Here is a 21,832-nt window from a genome sequence, read left to right on the forward strand (position 1 = left end):
CCCTCGGCCGGAGGTCTGTTCGGGCCCGGAACCCTGTTTCAGGCCTCTCGGCCGCGCGCCGCGATCGCTGCCAGCCGCCGGGCCTCCGCACGCGTCGAGCGGGCGATCTCGTCCTCGTCGACGTGCAGCAACCGCCCGTTCTCGACGATCTGTTCGCCGTTCACGAAGGACGCGGTGACCGGTGCCGCCGCACCGAAGACCAGGGCGGTGACCGGGTCGGCGATCGACGCGTGGGCCAGCGTGTCCAGGTTCCAGAGGACCAGGTCGGCGAGCTTGCCCGCCTCCAGCGACCCCGTCTCCCTTGCCCGGCCCAGGACCTGGGCGCCGCCGTACGTCCCGAGGCGCAGCGCCTGACGGGCGTTCAGAGCCGCTTCCCGGTGCGCCCCGAGGCGGTTGATGAGGAGGGCGTTGCGCAGTTCGGTGTGGAGTTCGCCGGACTCGTTGGACGCGGTGCCGTCGACGCCGAGGCCGACCGGGACGCCGGCCGCCAGCATGTCGGGGACACGTGCGATGCCCGCCGCCAGCCGGGCGTTGGAGGACGGACAGTGGGCCACGCCCGTCTTCGTACGGGCGAAGGCGGCGATGTCCGAGTCGTTCATGTGGACGCAGTGCGCCATCCACACGTCCTCGCCGAGCCAGCCCGTGGACTCGAAGTAGTCGGTCGGGCCCATGCCGAAGAGTTCCTTGCAGAACTGCTCCTCCTCGACCGTCTCCGAGCCGTGCGTGTGCAGGCGTACGCCCTTGCGCCGCGCCAACTCCGCTCCCTCGCGCAGCAGTTCGGTCGAGACGGAGAACGGTGAGCAGGGGGCGACCGCGACCTGTGTCATGGCGTCGAAGGAGGGGTCGTGGTGCTCGTCGACGGTGGCCTCGGTGGCGGCGAGCGCGCCCTCCAGGGTCTCGACGGCGAAGTCCGGGGGCAGGCCGCCGTCCTTCTCGCTGCGGTCCATCGAGCCGCGGGCGAGGGTGAAGCGGACGCCCATCTCGCGGGCCGCCCCGATGATCGCGCCGGACAGGTCGCCGGAGCCCTTCGGGAAGACGTAGTGGTGGTCCATGGCGGTGGTGACTCCGCCGCGGGCCATCATGGCGAGCGAGCCCTGCGCCGCCGCGCGGACCATCGGCTCGTCGATGCGTGCCCACGTCGGGTACAGCGCCACCAGCCAGTCGAAGAGGTTGTGGTCGGTGGCCAGGCCCCGGGTGATCCACTGGTAGTAGTGGTGGTGCGTGTTGACGAGGCCGGGGGTGACGAGGTGGCCGCTCGCGTCGACTCGCCGGACCACGTCCGCCAGCCCCTCGGGGGCTTTGCCCGCGCCGACCGACTCGATGCGGTTGCCGGCGATCACCACATGGCCGGACGCGTACTCGGTGTCGGCGGCGTCCACGGTCGCGACCGCGCAGTTCTCGATGACGATGCGCTGAACCATCGTTCGAACGTCCTTAGAGGTCTCAGAGGTTGGTGAGGTCGGCGGGGATGCGCGCGTCGGCGCCGTCCCGCAGGATCGTGCCCTCGATCAGGCCGTACGGCCGGTCCGCGGCGAGGTAGACCTCATTGTCGTTCTTCAGCCCGAACGGCTTCAGATCCACCAGGAAGTGATGCTTGTTGGGGAGGGCGAACCGCACCTCGTCGATCTCGTCGCGCTGTTCGATGATCCGCGCGCCCATCTGGAAGAGGGTCTGCTGGAGGGAGAGCGAGTAGGTCTCCGCGAAGGCGGACAACAGGTGCTTGCGGGTCTGCGCGTAGGACTCCTCCCAGTCGGGCATCTCCCGTGCCTCGTCGGACCAGTTGAAGCGCCAGCGCGCGGACACCTGGGTCGCCAGGATGCGGTCGTACGCCTCGGGAAGCGTCGTGTACTTGTCCTTGACGTAGCCCCAGAACTCGGAGTCGGTCGTGTTCATCACGACCAGGTCCTTGAGCCCGGAGACCACCTCCCACGACGAACCGTCGTACGTGATCTGGGCCAGCCGGGTCTCCTGCCCCTGCCGCGCGAAGGAGTGCCCGCCCCCGCCCGCCGACTCGATCCGCTCCCAGGAGTACTCCTCGATCCGGATACGAGCCTTCCTTATCGGCTCCTGGCTCGTCACGAAGTGCCGGGCCAGATGGATGCCGAACTGCTCGGCGGAGTCGATGCCGTGCTCCTTGGCGAAGGCGTACACCGTGTTCTTGGTGGTGTCCGTCGGCAGGACGTTCGCGTTCGAGCCGGAGAGGTGGACCTCGTCCATGTCGCCGGAGAGGGACACCGAGACGTTGAGATCCTTGACGTGGTGGGTGGCGCCGTCGCGGGTGACGCGCACGACGCGGTTCTCGGCCTTGCCGTACTGGTTCTGCCCGAGAAACACGGGTCGGGCCTGGCCTGCTGAATCGGTCATGATGCTGCTAGCTCCCTCGGTATACGGAGTAGCCGAACGGGTTGAGCAGCAGCGGTACGTGGTAGTGCTCGCCCGGCACGACGGCGAACGTGATCGCCACCTCCGGGAAGAACGCTCCCGCCGCTCCGCTGTCCCGGTTCGCGGGGGCGTCCTGCTGCGCATCGGCCTGTTTCTGCTTCTGCTCCAGGTACGGCTCGACCTCGAAGTCGAGCCGCACATGGGTCGTGCCCTCCGGCAGCGCCGGCAGGTCCTTGCACCGCCCGTCGGCGTCGGTCGCGCTGCCGCCGAGCGCCCGCCAGTCCGCTTCGCGCCCGCTACGAGCGGTAAGCCGGACGGCGACGCCCGCGGCGGGGCGGCCGACGCTGGTGTCCAGGATGTGCGTGGACACGGAGGCGACGAAGGCGCCGGGGTCGGCGGTTTCGGTGGCGTCGGTGCTCATGTCGGTCACTGGTCTTCCTGTACGAGGTTGCCGAGCCGGATGCGGTTGATCTTCCCCAGTTCGGTGCGGACGATCTCCCGTTCCCGCTCCGGCGTGTTCCCGATCCGTTCCCGCAGCGCGTCGCGCATCTCCTCGCCGGTGCGGCCGGTGGCGCAGATCAGGAAGACATGGCCGAACCGCTCCTGGTAGGCGAGGTTCAGTTCGAGCATCTCCGCCCTCAGGTCCTCGGAGGCACCGGCCATGCCGCGCTGTTCACGGGCGGAGGTCGGGTCGCCGGGCTTCGGACGGCCGATCGGCGGATGCCCGGCCATCGCCTCGGCGAGGTCGTCGTCGGCCAGGTCGGCCATCGCCGTGTCGCTCGCCGTGTACAGGTCCTCGGCGGTGGCGTACGGGCGCTTCGCGAGCAGCTGCCGTCCCCAGGCCGTCGAGGCGCAGGCCTCGTGGAGCGCGGTGCGGGCCGCGGACTCCTCCAGGGCGTTGAACCGGGCGAGGCCGCCAGGGGGCGTACTCGACGTCACGGCAGACCTCCGTGGCCTTGTGCGTGCTGGGCGCGCGCTGGGGTGCGTGCGGGGAGCACGCCGGGCTGGCTGCGCACAGCTAACGCCTTCCGGCGACGAGGCGTCAACACTTTGTTGAAAATTCCGGGTAACAACGGTCGTCACCCTGCCCCGTCAGGCCTGCGGTTCGCGCTTCGGACCGCAGACCGGGCCGAGCCGGGCCCGCCGGGCAGATCGCCGAATGCTCCTGCCCCCGACAAGCATCACCCGTACCCGCGCACCCGGCAGGTCGGGCACCGGCGGCGACCACCTGGACGAGGTCGCCGGGAAACCGCAGCCCACCTGTGGAGGCGGGCTGCGGCGGTCCCTCGTCGCGCGACGGCTTTCCTCGTGCGGTCCTCGCCCGGTTCCCGTCCGGTCAGAACCCGACGTCCCAGCGCACAATCCGGACGCCGGCGCCCTCCAGGGTCATCTGGACACCAGAGCTGATCTTGATGGTGTTGCCCATCCAGCGCTTGACCGACCGTGCGGGACGGTCGAGATAGGCACGCCCTTCCGTTCCGCCCGATGTCGCCGTGAGATCGACGGCGAAGGAGAAGTACGTGTCGACGGAGTTTCCGGCGACCACGGTGACACCGCTGGAATCGAACCTGCTCAGGTATATCGATTCCAGGAGACCAGGACCAGTGACCTCGGCCGACTCGATCGACAACTGATCGGCGAGGCCCGCGTGGACAATTCGAGCGGTGTCGTCCGGAGAGTGCGGAGAAAGGAAACTGCCGATTTCCCCTGTCGCCCTGCCACCGCCCGGCGCGGCGTTCCTACTGCGTCCGAAGATTCCCATTCCTGCCTCTCCTCTGGACGGCCACTACTTGCCGTCGATGACTTTGCGCGCACGGTTTCCTCGCGGCCCGGCCTCCTTGTACAGCTTCTGGACAAGTTCCCGTTGCTGCGTGTCCAAGGATCCGATGCCCGCCCTCTCCGCCTTGCTGAGAGCCGCTTCGTACTGCTCTTTGGTCGCCACGGTGTTTCCTTTCCCTCGGGTCAGTTCAGGCCACTTACTTCGATCCAGTCGCCCGCTCCCGGTACTGCCGAGACGGCGGCGATGATCCGCTTCCGTTTCCGCTGAATCGCCCGGAAGGCGCGAGGCGTCTTGATCAGTCCGCCCAGTTGCGAGGTGAACGCGATATCGCGAAGGAAGAGAGTGGTGACACACTCCCCGCCCTCCTCGGTTTCCAGGTTCACGCGGATCACGCTGCCCACGGGGTGTCGTGTTTCCAGTCCACGCTTCGTTTCCCGGACGGTCCAGCGAATTCCCCTGGCCGCCTCCGCGGCGGCCTGGAAAACTGCCTGCGGGTTCACCCGGCCGCGCATCTCGTACTGTCTTTCCAGGCTCCGGAAGAAATGCCGGCTCTGGAAGAAGGCTCCGGTTCCGACCAGCAGACAGAAGAGCACAAAGATGAGAAGAGCTCCCACGACGGTTCCTTTCACGCTGGGGCAGGCCCCCAGCGTGACGCGGCGCGCGTCCGTGGTCATGTCCCCTATATCGGGGACATACCGCCTCCTTGACGCACCACCAGATGTGCGCAGGTCGCTTCCGGCAGGTCGTCCACCACCGGGGCGAAGTCCGCGAAGGACCGGCGAAGCCGGGCGCTCCTGGCGGCATCGCCCGGGACGGTCACCAGACTCACCTCCACCTGTTCCGTGCCGGGATACAGACTGAGGGTCAGCCGACGTGGTGGCTCCGAGCCGGTGAGCGCGGCGGCGAGCAGATCGCGCAGCACGAGGGGCGGATACACGGCGTCGCTGTCCGACTGGAACCTGACGACACAGCCGTCCTGCCGGGCCACGGTGAGGCGGTCCCGGACCTCGGCGTCGATCACACCGGGGAGATGCAGCTCGTCCCGGGCCGTCACCTCCAACAACTGGGCCTGTTCACGCAGTTCCCGCCAGGAGCCCGGCTCCCTTCCCTCCGCGATCCCCCGCAGGAAGGGCAGCAGCTGTGCGCCGATCTCCTCGATCCTCCGCTGGTGCAGCGCCGTACGGGCCTCGTGTCCCGCTTCGGCGACCGCGATCGCGACCTGGTCGCGGTTGGCCTCCGCCACCACGGCACCGAGTCCGACGACCGTTCGCACGATGATCCAGACCATGACGACACCGAACACCGGAGCCAGCAGGGCAGGCAGTACGGCCGCCGGTGAGTCGGCCTCCAGTCCGCCGGTCGCGATCAGCGACAGAATCGCGATCTCCTCCAGCACCAGGGGAACCACGGCCTCCGGGACCGAACGGATCGTCAGCAGAACGACGAACAGGGGCGTGAGGGCGCCGACGGGCCAGGAATCGAAGTTGTCGAGGCTGTCCGCCGGTATGACGGAGAGCGCGTACAGCAGACCGCCCAGAGCGAACGCGGCACTCGCTGAGCCGACCCGTCCGGACACCGGCCGGTCGGCCCGCACGATCAGGGCCAGGGTGATCAGTACCAGTACCGAGAACCAGACGGTCAGCCGGTCCGCGCTCGCCGTGCCATCGCTGTGGACCACCGCGACCACGTACATGCTCAGCAGATAGGGCACACAGACCGCGGCGAGAGGCTTGCGGATGTCACCCACCGCGAGGGCGATCAGGGCGGCTCTGTCCAAGCGGGCAGCCGCCACCGGTGGGGCGGCGTCGCGGGTCCATCCGAGTCGCACGGAGGTGCCCGCGCCCTCGGTGCTGATCACATCCGCGGTGCCGCCCACTTCCGCCATCCTGTCGATGACGGACCGGCTCAGTCCCCAGGACGATCGGTGGGACCGTGTCGGGGAGAAGCCGACGCCGTCGTCCGAAACGACCAGGACGACCGCGTGCCCGTCCTCGCTCAGCCGTACGGAGACAGCGCCGGCGAAGGCGTGGCGGTCGACGTTGCGCAGCGCCTCTCGCGCGGCGGCGAGCATGGCCGCGGCCACCGGGGCCGGCACATGGACATCGCCGCCGGTGTGGAGCGTGGTCTCGACGGGCAGGACGGTGCGGAGTTCTTCGATGTCCTCGGCCAGATTCCTGGTGCTGCTCGCGACCGGTGCCATCGGCGCCCGTGCCATCGCGGCCACCGCGTCCGCGCATGTCCGGCGTGCTTCGGCCCGGGTGACACCGCGGCCGGCCACCGCGCGCAGGGCCGTGGCCACGTCGTCGTGGAGCATCCGCTGGAACGTGCGATGCGCGGACCGCCGGCCCTCGGCCTGCGCCTCCTGAGCCTGTGCCGCGAGCAGCGCCTCCTGCGCGTGATCGGCCCGGGCGGCGGCCGACCGCATCACCCTGGTCAGCACGCCCGCGGCGAACGCGCCCGAGATCCCCGGCCACAGACTTTCCAGCGCCCGCGACGGGCCGTCCAGCGGCAGGCAGACGACCACCTGTGCGAGGAAGACCCCCGCGCAGACCGCCCAGGCGCGCGGCGGAGTCAGGAACCCCGCCGCCAGAACGGCCGCGACCAGAGCGGGATTGCCTCTGGCCCCCACCACGATGTCACCCGGAGGGGACAGGGCCATCGCCGCGTACACCAGCAGAACCGCGCCGCAGACCAGCCACGCGTCCGAGGCGGCCAGCAGGCAACGCCAGGCGCGGACGGCCTCGACGAGCAGTACGAGGACGAACCACCAGCCGGAGATGATCAGCGGCACATCGAGTTCCGGTGAGGTCGTCACCATGACCGCCCACTGCACGGCGAGCAGGACGGCGAGCACGGTGAACGAACGCTGCATCCCGCGTTCGACGCTGAACCGGTAGGTCCCCGGTCTCACTTGGCTTCGGGCTCGATATCGATATGGCCGTCCCGCAACGCGAAGGCCACCAACTGGCCGGGGCCCGCCGTCGGATGGCCGACCTCCCGGTACTTCCTCGCCGCCCGGTCGAGGAAGGACTTCAGGGTGTCCACCGCGAGCCCCATCTCCTTCGCGATCAGTTTGCGCGGCTTGCCCTGCGCCATCAGCACAAGGAGTTGGCGCTCCCTCTCGGAGAGCCGCACCCCTGCCCGCGGGTCGGTCACCATGGCGTGGGCGAGTCTGCTGGAAACCGAGAACTCGTTCGCGTGGGCGGCTCGCACCGCGTCGACGACGGATTCCTCCGGATCACCTTTCAGGACCAGCCCGAGGGCGCCCGCGTCGATGGCGCTGCGTACGACGCCCGGACGGGAGTCCGAGGTGAGGATGACGACACGAGCGCCGGTCGCGACGATCCTCGCCACGTTGTGCGCGACATCCGGTTCGGCCGGCAGGAGCAGGTCGAGCAGCACCACGGAGGCGGGGCTGTCGGTTCGTTCGAGCAGCGCTGTGACACTGGATTCGATGGCGCCCAGTCGGATGTCCGGGGCGTTCTCGGCGAAGTACAACCGCAGACCGCCCAGGATGAGCGGGTGATCATCGACACCGGCTACGACAATCGCCTGTTCCCCATCCGGGTTGGGCACCGGGCCCGGCTCCGGACCCCCTGAGGCCGCCTGTGGCTCCGTCATTTCGCCAGCATGCCCTCTGCCAGCGCCCCCTGCGGCGGAACCGGCCAACTCGCTCCACCGCTGCCTCTGTTGTCCTGCTGTTCCGCGTTGTCCTGACTGTTCCGCGCAGGAGGCCGGTCATCGACGAGGCCGGGCAGGACGCCCCGCCCACGGCCGTTGCCGCCTACGGCTCCCCATGACCGGGCGAGTGGATTCCGTCCCCTCATTTCGCGTGTGGATGCCGTCCGTACGCAGGGAACGTCACCATCGGCAGCGACCGAAGCGCGCTCCTCGACCACCCTTCCGGGCTCGAACCTGCACGCGAACCCGTGTGCGGCGCTGCCCACTTACGGCTCCCGGTCGTTCAACCGGCGCCCAGTAGCCCTTTGACGTGCCACTTTCGCACCTATCCCGTTGCGGCGGCGCCGCCTACCACGCCCTGCCTGCGACAGCGGCGTGCGGGGTGAGGGCCGGACGCCGGCAATCAGGGCCCGTACAGGCCGCTTCAGGGGCTGCGCGACGGGTTCCGCCGAACTGTAATTACGTATACTCTTATGCATTGCAGCCGGTTGTACGTGAAAAGTGGGACATCGGCGGCCTGCGGGGTCACAGCGTCTTGTCGCGAAGGAGCGGAGATGAGCGCACTGCCAGGTGGCGACGTGGCCTCGGCTTCGAGTGCTGTCGGAACGATCGGGCTCCTCGACACCGCGCGGATCGGTGGGCCGATCGCGGAACGGTTACCGGTCGTCGGCCCCAGGTCCGCCCGCGCGCGCGGCGGCCAGAGGCCGGTGATCACGCAGGCGTTGTCGCGAAGGCTCCGGGCAGACCACGTGCCGGACATCGGGGAGGGCACCTTGTTCGAGCTCCTCAAAGCCGACGACGGCGGGAGCACCGCGGGAGAAACGGGCGCCCTCTCGAAGTTACCGGCCGCGGCCATGACCGGCTGACGAAGCTCGGCGATGCGGCTCCTCGCGGGAGCCGGAGGTCCGACGAGGATCGCCGTGGACACACAGCCGGCCGTGCTCCGGGCATACGCGGTGCACGGCGACAGCACCGGGCGTCCTCGGGCCCGACGACAATGGCCGGCCCCGCTCCGGGACAGAGAGGTCCCGGCAGGACCGCCCTGAGGCCTCGGCCCGTGACGGTGTCGCGTCGTGATGGCGTGCCCGGAGCGGGCCACCACCGTCGAGTGACGTGCTGTCGTCGCTCTCCCCAGCCGCCGGAGGATCGACCTCCGCGCGCCTTCCCGCAGTGAGCCGACCCGAGCGCGAGCCCAACCGTCGACGCGGCACGGCATGTGCCGGCCGTGTCCTGAGTCGGCGGGATCTCAACGAAGTCCACGAGGAGGTGGTCGGAGTGCACCGACCGATGGAGGGCGTGCGGGCCCCGGACGTCGCGTCGTTCACGTCCGTGTCCGCGGCGGGCGCGGTGCTCGCGGAGTGGGGTGCCGAGGCAGGCAGCATCGAGCACGCCGAGCGGGGCGACGGTCGGCGCGGTCGGACGCGGGTGGCGGGTGGGCCGCCGCCACCGTGGGAGCGGCCCGGGCACAGGCCGTCGGCCACGAGATTGGCCGGCACCCATCGGACGGCCGACGGCGGGCGGCTGGAGTTCCCGGTGCCGCAACCGGGCCGGTCCCGGCCGGAGTTCTGCCGGTTCGTCGGCAGGGAGGATTCGCGACCTGCGAGCGTTCCGGCAGCGTCCGGGCCATTGCGGCGCCCGCCGGTGAGGCCGCGGAGATCTTTGGGGCCTGCCCCGCCTCCCGCACGTTCTGTACGGCGGCCCGGTTCGCCGAGCACACCGTTGGGGTACTGCCGCAGCGCGGCCTCGCCGACGAGGAGTTCATCAGGCTGAAGACCGACGGCGCTGTGCCATGCCGACAGGCAGGCAAGCAGGCCCATGGCCGACGACCCGTAGCCGCCGAGCCGTTGCCGACGAACCCATGGCCGACGACCCGGTCGCCGGTCGAGAAGGCCGGACGACCTGTTCCGTGGGAGCGGGGTCGCCCCGGTCTCCGGTCGTGCGGTCCTCGCCGCGCCGGCCGGCATGTCCTGCCTCGGCACCGGCATCCGGCCCGCGTGCCGTTCGACATCCGTTTGCGGCTCTCTCTTCACATTCTCAGACGGCAGCGCAGCCGCGGCTCCGGCCCGGCGTGCCGCCGACCACTGATCGCCGCGAGTGCCGGGCACTCGCCGAAACCTTGGGAAGCAGACATGAACGAACGGGTCAGACCAGTCTTCTCCTCGCCCCGGTCACGGGTATCGGTCGCGCTGATTTCGAGCGCGGTCCTGCTGGCAGGATGCGGAGGCGGTGGCGATGACGCGGCCACCGCCGCGGACAGCACGGAGGTACCGGCCGCGCTGGCGAGCGCGTTCCCGGGCGAGAAGGCCACCGGCGAGCCGGTGACGATCGGCCTGATCACCAATGAGGGCGGCGCCAGCACCAGTCAGCCCGAGAACCGGGAAGCCGCGGAAGCGGCCCGGAAGTACGCCAATGACAACCTCGGCGGGATCGCGGGCAGACCGATCACCTTCGTGGTCTGCAAGACCAAGGAGGAGCCGGCCACCGCACGGGACTGCGCGAACCAGATGGTCGAACAGAAGGTCGACGCGGTCGTGCTGACGAGCAGCGGTCTGGGCGACTCGATGGTGCCGATCGTGACCCAGGCCGGCATTCCCTGGGCGACCGCCGTGGGCGCCAGCAACGCCGAGGGCACCAGCACCAACGCCTTCTCCTGGACGGGCGGCTTCCCGGCGAACATGACGGCGATGGCCGCGTACTCGAAGGAGAAGGGGTACAAGAAGATCGCCGCGTTCGTGATCGACGTACCCGCCGCGGTGGGCGGTATGGAGGCCATCGGCAAGCCGTTCTTCGCCAAGGCCGGCGTCGACCTGCAGATCGTGACGATAGCGGCGGGCACGCCGGACGCGTCGCCCCAGGTGAGTGCCGCGCTGGCGAAGAAGCCCGATGCCGTCGCCGTCATCGGCGAGTCGACCGTGTGCACCTCCGTGCTCCAGGCGATGGGCACGCTCGGCGGCGACACCCCCCGCGAACTCGTCCAGTCGTGTGTGGCCCCCGAGGTCATCGACGCCGTGGGCGCGGGCATGGACGGCGCGCAGGTGTTCAGCGGCTTCGACACGGCCAGTGACCACATCGAGGCCCAGCTCTACCGCCAGGTGATGAAGCGGTACAGCCCCGACACACCCACCCAGGGGTACGCGGCTGTCGGATACCAGGGCGTGCTCGGTCTGGTGCGCGCCCTGCACGGCCTGACCGGCGAGGTCACGCCGAAGACCATCGCCGCTGCCCTGAGCTCGGCCAAGGACGTCGTGCTGCCGGTGGGCCACGGCTCCACGTTCACCTGCGACTCCACGGCGGTACCGGGGATGAAGGCGGCCTGCTCTGCGCAGGTGATCACCGGCACGATGTCCGGCGGCAAGCTGGACAAGGTGCGGGTCATCGATCCCAGTCCGTTGTTCGCGCAGTAGTCGAAGCAGCCGGAAGGGACGGTCTCGCCGATGAGCCAGTACGTCGTGTTTCTGCTGCTGGGCCTGGGGAGTGGGGCGGTGTTCGGCGCGCTCGCGCTGGCACTGGTGCTGACCTACCGCAGTTCCGGCGTGGTCAACTTCGCCACCGGGGCGATCGCGCTGTACAGCGCCTACACCTACGCGTTCCTGCGCCGGGGTGAGCTGCTGGTGCCGGTGCCGGGCCTGCCGACCACGGTCGGGCTCGGCGGACCGCTCGGGCTCTTCCCGGCGATGCTGATCTCGCTGGTGCTCGCCGCGGTGTTCGGGGTGGTGCTGTACGGGCTCGTCTTCCGGCAGCTGCGGGCCGCGCCGCCGGTGGCCAAGGCTGTCGCCTCGATCGGGGTGATGCTGGTGATCCAGTCCGTGATCGCCGCGCGGGTGGGCACCGCCCAGGTGTCGGTCAAGGCCATTCTTCCGAACGACCCGGTGGACTGGGGCGGCTCGCGCATCCCCGGCGACCGGCTGTGGTTCGCGGGGGTCATCGTCGTACTGACGGTCGCGCTGGCGCTGGTGTTCCGGCTGACCCGGTTCGGCCTCACGGCCAGGGCGGCGGCCGAATCGGAGAAGGGCACCCTGGTCAGCGGGCTGTCGCCGGAGCGGATCGCGGTGGCGAACTGGGCGCTGGGCTCGGCCATCGCCGGCCTGTCCGGCATTCTGATCGCGCCCATCGTGCCCCTGGTCCCGATCTCGTACACCCTGTTCATCGTGCCGGCCCTCGCCGCGGCCCTGGTCGGCAACTTCACCGCGCTGGTCCCCGCCGTGGGAGCCGGCCTGGTCATCGGGATGCTGCAGTCGGAACTGCAGTTCCTCCAGGGCAAGTGGTCATGGCTGCCTCAGACCGGCACGGCGCAACTGGTGCCGCTGGCCGTGATCCTGGCCTACCTCGTGGTCCGCGGACGGCCGCTGCCCACCCGTGGCTCCCTGGTCCAGCAGGCGTTGGGCCGCGCGCCGCGGCCCGACCGTGTCCTGGTCCCGGCCGTCGTGAGCACCGGCCTGGGTGTCGTCGTCCTCCTCACCACCCACGGCAGCATCCGCGCCGCGGTCATCACCTCGCTGACCCTGGCGGTGATCTCACTGTCGTTGGTGGTCGTCACCGGGTTCGCCGGCCAGATCTCGCTGGCCCAGCTGACCCTGGCCGGCGTCGGCGCGTTCAGCCTCAGCAAGCTGAGTGCGGGGTGGGACATCCCCTTCCCGTTCGCCCCGCTGCTGGCCGCCGTGGCGGCGATGGTGATCGGTGTTGTGATCGGGCTTCCCGCCCTGCGGATCCGCGGCCTGCCCGCGGCGGTGGTGACGGTCGCGCTGGCGGTGGCGCTGGAGGCCTTCTGGTTCCGCAACACCGAACTCAACGGCGGCCTGGACGGCTCGCAGGTCCCCGCGCCGCGCCTGTTCGGGATCGACCTGGGCATCGGCGCCGGCGAGGACTACCCGCGCATTCCGTTCGCGTTGCTGTGCCTGGTGGTGCTGCTGGGGGTCGCCCTGGGCGTCGGACGGCTGCGCCGCAGCCGGCTCGGGGCGGCGATGCTCGCCGTGCGCGCCAACGAGCGGTCGGCCGCCGCGGCGGGGATCGACGTCGCCCGTACGAAGATCACCGCCTTCGCGATCGGAGCGTTCGTCGCCGGGCTCGGGGGTGCTCTGCTGGGCTATCAGCAGACCGTCGCCGACGCCCAGATGTTCACCGCGATCGGCGGTCTGGGCTTGTTCGCCACCGCGTACCTGGCGGGTATCACGGCCCTTTCGGGGGGCCTCGTGGCCGGTGTGATGGGGGCCGGAGGCCTGCTGCCCGTCCTGCTGGACCGGGCACTGTCCATGGGAGAGTGGTACGGCGTGATCATGGGCGTCGGCCTGATCCTCACCGTGATCACGAACCCTGAGGGCATCGTCGGCCCGGCGCACGAACTGATGCACAAGCTGCGAAACAGGCGTCGGCCCGCCCTCGACGCGGCCGACACCGCCGAATCTCTGGACGCCGAGATCCTCACCGAAACCGAAGCGGCACGGTCCGACCGCCCGCGCGTCCCCGATCCGGGCGAAGTGGTGCTCTCGGTACGCGACATCGGGGTGCGCTACGGCGGTGTGGTGGCGGTCGACTCGGTCTCCTTCGACGTGCGCTCGGGTGAGATCGTCGGCGTGATCGGGCCGAACGGCGCGGGGAAGACCACCCTGCTCGACGCGATCAGCGGATACCACCGCAGCACGGGAACGGTCGAGTTCGACGGGCGGCCGATCTCGTCGCTGAAACCGCACCAACGGGGCCGGGCGGGCCTCGGACGCACCTTCCAGGGCATCGAGCTCTACGAGGATCTCAGCGTGGAGGAGAACGTGCTGGTCGGAGAGGCCGCGGCCCGGCACGGCGGCGACCACGTCGGCACCATGCAGGGTCTGGAGCTGCGGAACCGGTTGTTCGAGATGCTGCACCTGAGTGGATCCCGGTCCCAGCTGGCCCGTGAACTCTCCCAGGGCAGACGGCAGTTGGTGTCGATCGCGCGTGCCCTGGCCGGGCGTCCCCGGATGCTGCTCCTGGACGAGCCGGCGGCCGGTCTGGACAGCACCGAGAGCCGGTGGCTGGGCGACCGTCTGCGTGCCGTCCGGGCCGATGGTGTGACGGTGCTGTTGATCGACCACGACATGGGGTTGGTGCTCGACGTGTGCGACCGGATCGTCGTACTGGACATCGGGAAGGTGATCGCGGAGGGAACCCCCGCCGAGATCAAGGCCGATCCGCGGGTCGCCACCGCCTACCTGGGTGCGACCCATGCCGATGCGACCCATGCCGATGCGAGCCAAGGCGATACGAACCAAGTCGACACGGGCCAGGTGCGCGGGGAGGCCGTCAAGTGACCGGGCAGGAACTTCTGACGTGCGAGGGCGTGGACGCGGGCTACACCAGGGGACGGCCGGTGGTGCGCGGCTTCGGCCTGAAGCTGCTCCCCGGTGAGGTAACCGCGCTGCTCGGGCCCAACGGAGCCGGGAAGACCACCCTGCTGATGACGCTCGCGGGCCTGCTGCCGCGCCTGGGCGGATCGGTCGCTCTCGACGGCCGGCAGATCCGTGGCGGACAGGCCCGTGAGGTCGCCCGGAGGGGGCTGGTCCTCGTCCCCGACGACCGGTCGCTGTTCACCCAGCTGACCGTACGGGACAACCTGGTCCTCGCCCGGCGGCGTCACGGCAGCACCGTGGACGACGTGCTCGACTTCTTTCCGGCCCTGGGCAGACGTCTGAAGGTCGCGGCGGGCATGCTCTCCGGCGGGGAGCAGCAGATGCTCGCCCTGGGCCGGGCCATGATCCAGGACCCGCGGGTGCTGCTCGTCGACGAGCTCAGCATGGGGCTGGCTCCGGTGATCGTCGAGGAGCTGCTGCCGATCGTCCGGCGGATCGCCGACGGTACCGGAGCGGCGGTCGTGCTCGTCGAGCAGCATGTCCGCCTCGCGCTGGAGGTGGCGGACCGGGCGGTGGTCCTGGTGCACGGCGAAACGGTGCTGAGCGGGCCCGCCGGGCGGCTCTCGGCGGATCCCGGACTGCTGGAACGGGCCTACCTCGGCGAGCAGGCGCCGGAGCCCGTTCCGTGACCGGGGCTCGGGTGGGCCCGGGATCCCACGGCAGCCGCCCGGCCATGGCCGCCGCCGTCCCACCGGTCGTGTCGGCGGCTGCGGCGGGTCAGCCGTCCCGCTGCGGCTGCTCGTCGTTCGCACGTGCCTTGGCCCGCTGCTCGTTGACGTAGTTGATGTAGTTGTAGACCGTGAAACGGCTGACCCCGAGGGCGCTCGCCACGGTCTCGACCCCGTGCCGCACGGTGAAGGCGCCGCGCGCCTCAAGTATCCGTACGGTCTCCTGTTTGGCCTTGCGGTCCAGTTCGGCCAGCGGCTTGCCGTGTCCACGCTCCAGGGCGGCCAGGATGTGATCGAGCGAGTCGGCGAGCTGCGGCAGGCGGACGGCGACCACGTCGGCGCCCTCCCAGGCGAGCACGACGTCGTCGGGACCGGCCTGCCCGGGCGCGACCATCTCGCCGCCCATGGCGTCGACCAGGGGTTTCACTGCCGCGACGAAGGCGGCGACGGGACCGTCCCCGGCGCCGGTCACCGGCCGCCCTCCCCGTCGATCACGTTGACCTGGAGGGAGATCCGGGTCGCGCCGGCCTCCAGGGTCCTGCGCAGCAGCGCGTCCAGGGCGGTGAGCACGGTGTCGGCGCGACCCTCGGCGGTGTTGCCGAACGGGCCGACGTCCACCGCGTCCAGCTCGGCCGCCTCGATGACCTCGCGGGCGACCAGCGCGTGCGCGGGTGCCTCGTCGAGATCGAAGGGCTCGGTCGTGAACTCCACTCGCAGTCGCACTGTGCCCATTCTTCCGTCAGGCCGTGTCCCAGCCACTTGTGTCCCAGCCGCTCGGACACGACCCTAACGGACTCCCCTGCGACATTCAGCAGGGTTGCGCGCCCACTCCGGAGAGCAGGCACCCCGTTCCTGAACCGACCTACAGACGAAGGGAGTTCATCTTCAGGACAGGGTCGGGGGCGGTGTCGTGCGCACCGGCGGCACGCCGTCGGCGGGCGAGGGACACGGCCAGTGCCGTCAGCGCGGCGAGCGTCGCGACACAGGCCGCCAGAGCGGGCAGCGGGGAAACGGCTCCGCCCGCCTGCCGTACGTAGGCGAGCATCTCGGAGTCGACATGCGTGCCCAGCAGATGGACGGCGGCCGACGCGCCCGACGCGGCCACGGCCACGGCGGTCACGGCCGGCGACCGGCCGAACCACAGCGCCGCGCCGGCCAGCAGGCACAGCGCGGAGAGGCCGAGCGAGGCGGCCAGTCCGTTCCTCGGGGCGTCGACCCAGTCGAGCGGGAAGTGGGCCGCGCCGCAGAGCAGGACGAGGACGGCGACAGCCCGGCGGAGCCACGGGACGTCCCGCCTGCCGGAGCCCGCCACAGCCGCCGTCGCCACGGCCGCAGCCTCGGCCCGGGGTGTGGTGTGCGCGGCCACGGGGTCCGCGTCACGGTCCTGTGCGTCGCCGATGCGGCCGATCAACTGCGCGAGGTCCTCGACGGGCCTGCCGGCGGCGGCCCGTACCGCCTGGGCCTCCGCGTGGGCGGAGTGCGGTGCCGCGTGCAGAAGGGCGACCAGGCGACCGACCTCGGCGACCGGCCGCTGCTCGGCGGCCGTCCGGATCGCATCGTCCATCCGGTCGGCGCTGTACGCCGGCGGGCCCAGCAGTTCCACGAGGCGCGAGACGTCCTCGACGGAGCGCGCCACCGCCGCGACCCGCAGGACCGTCGCCGCGGTCGGCAGCCCGTCGGGCGACTGCTCCAGGAGAGTGACGAGCTGGACGACATCGTCCAGGGGTCTGGCGACGACCACGGTGCGCACCAGGTCGTCCGTGCGTATGCGGGTCGCGGTACGGGTTTCGCCTGTTCCGGGGTTCTCCGGGCAGGCGGGGAATGGCTCGACGGCCATGTTTGCCTCACAACTTCAGTGCACTGACGCACGGGAGACGTGCGCCCCGCTCATATGAACGTTGAACCCTGTGTAACCGCCCTCTTCCCACCCCGCCACTTGGGAGAGCCCTCTTGACAAGCCCTGAGACCCGACGGCAGTCTTCCATCAGACAGAAAATTACTTCCACCATACGGAATTAAGGGGAGGCGCCGACGGCCATGGGATTCCCAGAGCAGCGGTTCACCGTCAACCTGTCGATCCTCTTCACGGAACTCCCGCTCCTGGAGCGCCCGGCGGCGGCCCGGGCCGCCGGATTCACCGCGGTCGAGCTGTGGTGGCCGTGGCCCGACTCCCCCACCCCGGCCCGGTCCGAGCTGGACTCCCTGCGGGCCGCGATCAAGGACGCGGGCGTCCGCCTCACCGGCCTGAACTTCTACGCCGGACAGCTGCCGGGCCCGGACCGGGGCGCCCTGTCCGTGCCCGGGGCGGAGTCGGAGCGGTTCCGCGCCAACATCGAGGTGGCCGCGGGTCTGGCCGAGTCGCTCGGCTGCGGCGCGCTCAACGCGCTGTACGGCAACCGGATCGAGGGCGTGGACCCGGCGGAGCAGGACGCGCTGGCCCTGGAGAACCTGGTGCCGGCGGCCCGCGCCGCGCATCGCATCGGGGCGATCCTCCTCGTCGAGGCGCTCAACGGGCCGGAGTCACCCCGGTACCCGCTGGTGAGCGCCCCCGCCGCCGTGGAGATCGTCGACCGGGTCAACCTGGCGACCGGCCTCGACAACGCCCGCTTCCTGATGGACCTCTACCACCTGTCCATGAACGGCGAGGACCTCCCCGCGGTGATCGACCGGTTCGCCGCGAGGACGGGCCACGTCCAGATCGCCGACAACCCCGGCCGCGGCGCCCCCGGCACCGGCACGCTCCCCCTCGCGGACCACCTCGACCGGCTGGGCAAGGCCGGTTACGAGGGCTGGGTGGGTCTGGAGTACAAGCCGGGCGACCGGCCCGGCGCCGAGGCGTTCGACTGGCTGCCGCGCGAAGCGCGCCCCGCCCCCTGACACCGCCCCGCCCCGTCCTCACCGAGCACCACAGCAGCAGAGAGGCGCCCCGTCATGACCGATCTCCCCAAGGTCGCCTGGATAGGCCTCGGCATCATGGGCTCCCCCATGTCCGAGAACCTGATCAAGGCGGGTTACGACGTCACCGGCTTCACCCTGGAACAGGACAAGCTCGACCGCCTCGTCGCCGCCGGCGGCACCGCGGCCGGTTCGATCGCCGACGCCGTGTGCGACGCCGACGTCGTGATCACGATGGTGCCCGCGTCACCACAGGTCGAGGCCGTCGCGTACGGCCCCGGGGGCATCCTGGCGAACGTGCGGCCCGGCGCCCTGCTCATCGACATGTCGTCGATCACCCCGCAAACGTCGGTGGACCTGGCGAAGGCGGCGGCCGAGAAGGGCGTCCGGGTGCTGGACGCGCCCGTGTCGGGCGGCGAGGCGGGCGCCGTCGAGGCCGTGCTGTCCATCATGGCCGGCGGCGAACAGGCCGACTTCGACAGCGCGAGGCCGCTCTTCGAGGCGCTCGGCAGGACCGTCGTGCTGTGCGGTCCGCACGGCTCCGGCCAGACGGTGAAGGCCGCGAACCAGCTGATCGTCGCCGTGAACATCGAGGCGTGCGCGGAGGCCGTGGTCTTCCTGGAGAAGTCGGGCGTGGACCTGACGGCGGCGCTCGAGGTGCTGGGCGGCGGGCTGGCCGGCTCGACCGTGCTGGCGCGCAAGAGGGACAACTTCCTGAACCGCGACTTCGCGCCGGGTTTCCGTGTCGACCTCCACCACAAGGACATGGGCATCGTGACGGAGGCGGCCCGCACGGTCGGCGCCGCGCTGCCCGTCGGCGCGGTGGTCGCCCAACTCGTCGCGTCCCTGCGGGCGCAGGGGGACGGCGGCCTGGACCACTCGGCCCTGCTGCGGGGCGTGGAACGCCTGTCGGGCGCCGAGGTCTGACGCCCCCGTTCCCTGCTTCGATCTTCCGGGCGGCGCCACCGCCGACAACTGTCCTGTCGCGCCCAGGCGTCGGCGCCGCCCGGAAACCTCAAATCCAGCTCTGAACTCGGCCCCGGGGGCTGCAACCACCCCCGGTTTCGGGCACATTGATGTCAGCACGGGGGAACAACGGGAACAACGCACGGGGGAACAACGGGGGAAACAAGGAGGGGGTGCCCACGGGCACCCCCTCCCTCCTTTCCTTCTCTCACCGCCCGCATCGCCCTCGGCGCCCCAGGCTCCCGCGGGATGCCCCGGGCGTCAGGTCCTGAGCGTCCTGACCGACGTCGGCGCATGGCCGGGCTCGGTCGCGATCTCCTCGAACTCCACCACGTTCCCTATGTCGTTGGTCGTCGACATGGAGATGTTCGTGACGCGTTCCAGGATCGCTTCGACGATCACCGGGACCCGGTGCTGCGCCGCGAGCTTCCTGGCCCGCTCGAAGGCGGTGGCCAGTTCGGCGGGGTCCGTCACGCGGATCGCCTTGCAGCCGAGGCCCTCGGCGACCTTGACGTGGTCGACGCCGTAGGCCCCCAGCTCGGGCGAGTTGAGGTTCTCGAACTCCAGGTTGACCTGGAAGTCGATGTCGAAGGCCCGCTGCGCCTGCCGGATCAGGCCGAGGTAGGAGTTGTTCACCAGGACGTGGACGTACGGGATGCGGTGCTGGGCGCCCACGGCCAGCTCCTCGATCATGAACTGGAAGTCGTAGTCGCCGGAGAGGGCGACCACGGACGCCTCCGGGTCGGCGACGGCGACGCCCAGGGCGGCCGGGATCGTCCAGCCGAGGGGGCCCGCCTGGCCGCAGTTGATCCAGTGCCGGGGCCGCTGGACGTGCAGCAGCTGGGCGCCGGCGATCTGGGAGAGGCCGATCGTCGTCACGTACCGCGTCTCGGGGCCGAAGGCCCTGTTCATCTCCTCGTACACGCGCTGCGGCTTGATCGGGATGTCGTCGAAGTGCGTACGCCGCTGGAGGCGGGCCCTGCGTTCCTGGGTCGCCGCCGCCCACTCGGAGCGGTCCGGGAGGCCGCCCGCTTCCTTCAACTCCCTCGCCACCGTGATGAAGAGCTCCAGCGCGGCCTTCGCATCGGAGGCGATGCCGTAGTCGGGGGCGAAGATGCGGCCGATCTGGGTGGGCTCGATGTCGACGTGGACGAAGGTGCGGCCGGCCGTGTAGACGTCGAGCCTGCCGGTGTGGCGGTTGGCCCAGCGGTTGCCGATGCCGAGGACGAAGTCGGACTCCAGGAAGGTCGCGTTGCCGTAGCGGTGCGAGGTCTGGAGGCCGACCATGCCGGCGTTCAGGTCGTGGTCGTCCGGCAGCGTGCCCCAGCCCATGAGGGTGGGGACGACCGGGATGCCCGTCAACTCGGCGAATTCGACGAGGAGTTCGGCCGCGTCGGCGTTGATGATGCCGCCGCCCGCCACGATCAGCGGCCGGTGCGAGGCGTTCAGCAGGGTGAGCGCCTTCTCGATCTGGGCGCGGGTCGCGGCCGGCTTGTAGACGGGCAGCGGTGCGTAGGTCTCCGGGTCGAACTCGATCTCCGTCTGCTGGACGTCGACCGGCAGGTCGACCAGTACCGGCCCGGGGCGGCCCGACCGCATCAGGTGGAAGGCCTGCTGGAGGACGCCGGGGACCTGGGCCGCCTCCAGCACCGTGGTGGCCATCTTCGTGACCGGCCGTGCGATGGAGGCGATGTCGACGGCCTGGAAGTCCTCCTTGTGGATCACCGCGGTGGGCGCCTGGCCGGTGATGCAGAGGATCGGGATCGAGTCGCCGGTCGCGGAGTACAGCCCCGTGATCATGTCGGTGCCGGCCGGGCCCGAAGTGCCCACGCAGACACCGATGTTGCCGGGGTGGGTGCGCGTGTAGCCCTCGGCCATGTGCGAGGCGCCCTCGACGTGGCGGGCGAGCGTGTGGTTGATCCCGCCGGCGGCCCGGAGCGCCGCGTAGAAGGGGTTGATCGCCGCGCCGGGAACACCGAACGCGTGCGTGACGCCCTCCCGCTTGAGGATCTCGACTGCCGCGCGGGCAGCGGTCATACGAGCCATAGAGCAACTCCTCGGATTCGTGCTCCCGTCGCGCCCCGCGGAGAGAGAAAGCTTCCGTGACCTTGATATTTTTTTCCACATCGTGGAATTTGTTTTCTGCTATCTGGAAACAATCTAAGTGGGCTCGCGAAGGCAGTCAAGAGACGGACAAGCGGGGGTTCCGTGGAGCACGATGGGGCTCTGACCCCGACGTCACGTAGTGGAGTTGGCCATGGCCGAGAGCATGCCTGTGCGATGCCCGGCCTGCCTGCGCGAGCATCTGTACTCGGCACCGTCCTATCCGTGCGCGTGCGGGGCGCCGGTCAGACCGTCGCTCGACCCGCGGGCGACCGCCACGGCCGTCACCCACCGCGTCTGGGACGAGCAGTGGGTCACCGTGTGCTGCACGGCCTGCGGTCGCGGGGACCAGTGGCCGCACCCCGAACTGGGCTGCCCCTGCGGCACGGTGCTGCGCATCCCGGTGACACGGCCGGTCCCGGACACCCGGCCGGCAGGTCCACGGACGAAGGACGCCCAGCCCCCGCCCGGCGCCGCCAAACTCCCCGGCACCCTTCGCGCCCCCCGCCCCTCCGCCCGCCCCCGGCGCGCCTTCCAGCCCGTCACCATCCGCACCGCACGCGACGCCGTCACCGCCGCCGCCCTCTACCTGCGCTGGCTCGGCTACCAGGACATCCGCCGCGCGGACCAGCGGCCCCCGTCCGGCGTGGGGCTCGCCGCCCGCGGAGTCCTGGCACAGGTCGACCCCACGGTGAGCCCGGCGTCCCTGCGGGACATCGAGTGCCTGTGGCTGACGGCCATGACGGAGTCCTCGGACTGCGTCTACTTCTCCCTCGCCGGGTACGAGGACGAGGCCCGCGCCGGCGCCGAGAACCTCGGCGTCCCCCTGTTCGTCCTCGACCTCACCGGTACCCCGCAGCCGGTCAACAGCCCGGCCGACGACCTGGACGCCACCGGGGTCTGAGGCCCCCGGGCCCCGACAGCCTTCCGCCGACCGGATATCCGGGTGCCCCGAGCGTGCCCCCGCCGGATACTCG

The 21,832-nt window shown here is 70.6% G+C and carries 20 protein-coding genes; 7 read left to right on the forward strand and 13 right to left on the reverse strand.

Annotated elements, in window-relative coordinates:
• Nucleotides 1–38: 38 nt before the first annotated feature.
• From OG595_RS07405 to OG595_RS07445, 9 genes are all read right to left on the reverse strand, one after another.
• A complete protein-coding gene (locus tag OG595_RS07405) occupies nt 39–1,421 on the reverse strand; it encodes an 8-oxoguanine deaminase (RefSeq protein ID WP_329269183.1) in 1,383 nt (460 codons plus the stop codon).
• Between the two features lie 22 nt (nt 1,422–1,443).
• A complete protein-coding gene (pucL, locus tag OG595_RS07410; protein WP_329269184.1) occupies nt 1,444–2,364 on the reverse strand; it encodes a factor-independent urate hydroxylase in 921 nt (306 codons plus the stop codon).
• Between the two features lie 7 nt (nt 2,365–2,371).
• Nucleotides 2,372–2,803 (reverse strand): hydroxyisourate hydrolase, encoded by a 432-nt coding sequence (uraH, locus tag OG595_RS07415; protein WP_329282716.1) that lies wholly within the window; start codon nt 2,801–2,803, stop codon nt 2,372–2,374.
• 5 nt (nt 2,804–2,808) lie between these two features.
• Nucleotides 2,809–3,321 carry a 2-oxo-4-hydroxy-4-carboxy-5-ureidoimidazoline decarboxylase gene (gene uraD, locus OG595_RS07420; RefSeq protein WP_329269186.1) on the reverse strand — a complete coding sequence of 171 codons (513 nt, stop codon included), beginning with the start codon at nt 3,319–3,321 and terminating at the stop codon, nt 2,809–2,811.
• A 397-nt stretch (nt 3,322–3,718) separates the two neighbouring features.
• Complete coding sequence (locus tag OG595_RS07425) at nt 3,719–4,144, reverse strand: hypothetical protein (protein WP_329269189.1); 426 nt, start codon at nt 4,142–4,144, stop codon at nt 3,719–3,721.
• 24 nt (nt 4,145–4,168) lie between these two features.
• Complete coding sequence (locus OG595_RS07430) at nt 4,169–4,324, reverse strand: hypothetical protein (RefSeq protein ID WP_329269192.1); 156 nt, start codon at nt 4,322–4,324, stop codon at nt 4,169–4,171.
• Between the two features lie 20 nt (nt 4,325–4,344).
• Nucleotides 4,345–4,836, reverse strand: coding sequence for a hypothetical protein (locus OG595_RS07435; RefSeq protein ID WP_329269195.1), 492 nt, complete (start codon nt 4,834–4,836; stop codon nt 4,345–4,347).
• A 5-nt stretch (nt 4,837–4,841) separates the two neighbouring features.
• A complete protein-coding gene (locus tag OG595_RS07440; protein WP_329269197.1) occupies nt 4,842–7,034 on the reverse strand; it encodes an ATP-binding protein in 2,193 nt (730 codons plus the stop codon).
• A 35-nt stretch (nt 7,035–7,069) separates the two neighbouring features.
• Nucleotides 7,070–7,783, reverse strand: a complete 714-nt coding sequence (locus OG595_RS07445) for a response regulator transcription factor (RefSeq protein ID WP_329269199.1) — start codon at nt 7,781–7,783, stop codon at nt 7,070–7,072.
• Nucleotides 7,784–8,397: 614 nt separating this feature from the next.
• On the opposite strand from OG595_RS07445, the gene OG595_RS07450 reads away from it, so the two are divergent.
• From OG595_RS07450 to OG595_RS07465, 4 genes are all read left to right on the forward strand, one after another.
• On the forward strand, nt 8,398–8,709 hold the full coding sequence (locus OG595_RS07450; protein WP_329269200.1) for a hypothetical protein: 312 nt from the start codon (nt 8,398–8,400) through the stop codon (nt 8,707–8,709).
• A gap of 1,263 nt (nt 8,710–9,972) precedes the next feature.
• Nucleotides 9,973–11,247 carry an ABC transporter substrate-binding protein gene (locus OG595_RS07455; RefSeq protein WP_329269201.1) on the forward strand — a complete coding sequence of 425 codons (1,275 nt, stop codon included), beginning with the start codon at nt 9,973–9,975 and terminating at the stop codon, nt 11,245–11,247.
• A 30-nt stretch (nt 11,248–11,277) separates the two neighbouring features.
• Nucleotides 11,278–14,124, forward strand: a complete 2,847-nt coding sequence (locus OG595_RS07460; protein ID WP_329269202.1) for a branched-chain amino acid ABC transporter permease/ATP-binding protein — start codon at nt 11,278–11,280, stop codon at nt 14,122–14,124.
• Nucleotides 14,121–14,852, forward strand: a complete 732-nt coding sequence (locus OG595_RS07465) for an ABC transporter ATP-binding protein (RefSeq protein ID WP_329269204.1) — start codon at nt 14,121–14,123, stop codon at nt 14,850–14,852. Before OG595_RS07460 ends, OG595_RS07465 begins: the two co-directional genes overlap by 4 nt.
• Nucleotides 14,853–14,940: 88 nt before the next feature.
• Here OG595_RS07465 and OG595_RS07470 read toward each other — a convergent pair whose 3' ends face one another.
• From OG595_RS07470 to OG595_RS07480, 3 genes are all read right to left on the reverse strand, one after another.
• Nucleotides 14,941–15,363 (reverse strand): helix-turn-helix domain-containing protein, encoded by a 423-nt coding sequence (locus OG595_RS07470; RefSeq protein ID WP_329269207.1) that lies wholly within the window; start codon nt 15,361–15,363, stop codon nt 14,941–14,943.
• Complete coding sequence (locus tag OG595_RS07475) at nt 15,360–15,614, reverse strand: hypothetical protein (RefSeq protein WP_329269208.1); 255 nt, start codon at nt 15,612–15,614, stop codon at nt 15,360–15,362. The genes OG595_RS07470 and OG595_RS07475 overlap by 4 nt, the downstream gene beginning before the upstream one ends.
• Before the next feature lie 139 nt (nt 15,615–15,753).
• Nucleotides 15,754–16,728 carry a hypothetical protein gene (locus tag OG595_RS07480; RefSeq protein ID WP_329269211.1) on the reverse strand — a complete coding sequence of 325 codons (975 nt, stop codon included), beginning with the start codon at nt 16,726–16,728 and terminating at the stop codon, nt 15,754–15,756.
• Between the two features lie 200 nt (nt 16,729–16,928).
• Between OG595_RS07480 and OG595_RS07485 the strand changes: the two genes are divergently transcribed.
• Both OG595_RS07485 and OG595_RS07490 read left to right on the forward strand, forming a co-directional pair.
• Complete coding sequence (locus OG595_RS07485; protein WP_329269213.1) at nt 16,929–17,768, forward strand: TIM barrel protein; 840 nt, start codon at nt 16,929–16,931, stop codon at nt 17,766–17,768.
• A gap of 54 nt (nt 17,769–17,822) precedes the next feature.
• Nucleotides 17,823–18,713 (forward strand): 2-hydroxy-3-oxopropionate reductase, encoded by an 891-nt coding sequence (locus tag OG595_RS07490; RefSeq protein ID WP_329269216.1) that lies wholly within the window; start codon nt 17,823–17,825, stop codon nt 18,711–18,713.
• A gap of 300 nt (nt 18,714–19,013) precedes the next feature.
• On the opposite strand, the gene gcl is transcribed toward OG595_RS07490, so the two are convergent.
• Nucleotides 19,014–20,798, reverse strand: coding sequence for a glyoxylate carboligase (gene gcl / locus OG595_RS07495; protein WP_329269218.1), 1,785 nt, complete (start codon nt 20,796–20,798; stop codon nt 19,014–19,016).
• 211 nt (nt 20,799–21,009) lie between these two features.
• Between gcl and OG595_RS07500 the strand changes: the two genes are divergently transcribed.
• A complete protein-coding gene (locus OG595_RS07500) occupies nt 21,010–21,759 on the forward strand; it encodes a hypothetical protein (protein ID WP_329269221.1) in 750 nt (249 codons plus the stop codon).
• Nucleotides 21,760–21,832: the final 73 nt, after the last annotated feature.

Origin of the sequence: Streptomyces sp. NBC_01451 (genome assembly GCF_036227485.1) — a bacterium.
In the GTDB taxonomy this organism is placed as follows: domain Bacteria; phylum Actinomycetota; class Actinomycetes; order Streptomycetales; family Streptomycetaceae; genus Streptomyces.